The sequence below is a fragment of the Filifactor villosus genome (assembly GCF_042652965.1).
GTDB lineage: Bacteria > Bacillota > Clostridia > Peptostreptococcales > Filifactoraceae > Filifactor > Filifactor villosus.
Window position 1 is genome coordinate 1 of the sequence record NZ_JBHSHL010000048.1, and the last position, 2,234, is coordinate 2,234.

General features: G+C 34.2%; 2 protein-coding genes. Both read right to left on the bottom strand.

Features of this window, described 5'->3' with window-relative positions:
- Positions 1-58: 58 nt before the first annotated feature.
- The gene (locus tag ACFO4R_RS09790) at positions 59-673 is read right to left on the bottom strand and encodes a replication initiator protein A (protein ID WP_379788931.1); all 615 of its coding nucleotides are present in this window, start codon (positions 671-673) and stop codon (positions 59-61) included.
- Positions 674-762: 89 nt separating this feature from the next.
- Positions 763-1,047, bottom strand: coding sequence for a CD1845 family protein (locus ACFO4R_RS09795; RefSeq protein ID WP_379788932.1), 285 nt, complete (start codon positions 1,045-1,047; stop codon positions 763-765).
- Positions 1,048-2,234 lie beyond the last annotated feature (1,187 nt).

Sequence of the window (2,234 nt, forward strand, 5' to 3'; positions counted from 1 at the left end):
TTTGTAGTTGTTCCATCGTATAAAACCTCCTCTGTTTTATACGAGTATCTCACATTTTTTACGTTTTGTAGAGTATTGCGTAGACACGCTCTAATATTTCTTTCAGTTCTTTTATTTCTTTTTCTGTGAGAAAAACATTTTGCAATGTTCCAAGTCCGGTTTGCCCCTTACTAAAATCAGTATTACTATAATCAGGTTTATTTATATTAGTATTACTACTGTGTAGATTCTTCACTTCTTGAAGTGTAATATCTACATTTCCGGAGTGTAAATTCTTCACTTCTGAAGTGTAATTTTTACACTCGGAGCGAAACACACTCATAAAGTCTTTCACATAAATGATGTTTGGCTTTCCAAGTCCCTGTCTTTTTCTCTCAATCAGTCCGATTCCCTTTGTGTTGGCATCAAGCTCATTTAGAATCTTTACCGCTGTTTTATTGGACTTGTTTAGCATTTTCATGATTTCTTCGACCGTAAACACGATGTAAACTCTACCTTGCTCGTCAATCCAATCATTTTTGAATGACAGGCTTGAACGCTCTAATAAACAGGCGTAGAGTATTTTGGCATCGGAAGATAAATTTTTATATAAATCTTCGGTTACCAAAATTTTAGGCAGCATATAAAAGCTGAATCTTTCCGTATCTCGATTGTAAAAATAATCAAAGTCCATCTTTCACCCCCTCCCTTCTTTAAAATTTGCACGAAAAAAGACGATAGTTTTCTCGCTATCGCCTTTGGTAACCATTTTTATGAAATTTTTTATATTGATTTTATAGCTTCATTGACTCCTTGTAGGAACGCTATGATTACAGCTCCAATCATCGGTATTCCGTAAGGACTTACTAAAAATCCGATAATGAGTGCTTCTATTGCTGCTCTTGTGTTGTGTAGCATAAAGAACGAGCCTATCGCCACAAATACACACATCAGCATGAGCAAGTACAGTATCGCTGTTCCTACGCTAAGCAAGAATGTCAGAAATGCAGTGAGGATACTTAACGATAAGCTGATTGGAAACAAGATTATTTTAATGATCCATCTCATTTAATTCTCACCTTCCTTACCACCGAAAGGCTGATATATCGGCTTGAAATATTTTTACATCCCATAAAAGCCTCCTTTTAGACCTGATTATTTGATTTTCACGATTTTTAAAATAAGGATACAGTGCTGAAAGCTCCTATTTATCTGGCTTTTCTCTCTGTATCCTTATTATATCTCAAGCCCAGTATGGTTCTATTATAGGGGGAAGATTTCCGAGAAATCTTCCTGTTCCCATACTATTTACATTTCAGTATGGTTCTATTATAGGTGATTACAGGAGATACCAAGCAGGTTGTCAATCAGCATTTACATTTCAGTATGGTTCTATTATAGGCTTTCTTTTTTTTACTTTAGCAAATCCAACACTTTCACAGCTATTTTTTGTCTATCATTTATTTATCCTCTTTACAGAAGGAAACTTCTATAATGCATCTTTACAAGTAAACGCTGTGTGAATATTGGATTTTTGATGGCTGCAAAAAATCTGTCGAAACCCATTGTTTTTTACACTACTGCATATCGACACGGAAATGCTTATATAGTTTGTTATAAAGTCATATTTTTGCTATGGAAATTACCGCACACAGATACAAAATCGTCTTTTCATTGTTTCATGAAATACAGGAACTTTCTCAAACCAACACTCTCGATAATATACTTATTCAAGAAAAATTGATTTTGCTCCTCCTTTTCAAATTATGCGCTATTGCCTTACTCTAATTTAATTTCCAAAAACATATAAGTCCACTATTAAATAATGTTTAGCTTATGAACTAAGAAGACGCTACACAAAGGCAAACTTCCGATTTTTCTTCAGGTTTATAAAATGCGAAAGTTTATCCTATCAACATTTTCGGGGATTTCATCCTTCCTACAAAATTGATTTTATGCTAATTTTTCAAATCGTGTGGTATTGCTCTAATACTGCTCTCCAATTCAAGAGTGAAAGTATTCACCTCTGCAAACACAAAAAATTGTTCCGGGATTTTTTGAAGTACAAGCCTCGAATATCAGTGATTCAAATAGATAATACTTACACTCTTTTCTCTATAATACTATTGTCATATCGATTTTGCAACCACAAAAATATACGGTATCCCCCTAGAGCGCGTCTACACAATACTTTACAAAACGTAAAAAATGTGAGATACTCGTATAAAACAGAGGAGGTTTTATACGATGGAACA

Excerpts from the sequence above, each read along its gene's own strand:
- ACFO4R_RS09795 (WP_379788932.1), bottom strand. The coding sequence starts at position 1,047 with ATGAGATGGATCATTAAAATAATCTTGTTTCCAATCAGCTTATCGTTA.
- ACFO4R_RS09790 (WP_379788931.1), bottom strand. The coding sequence starts at position 673 with ATGGACTTTGATTATTTTTACAATCGAGATACGGAAAGATTCAGCTTT.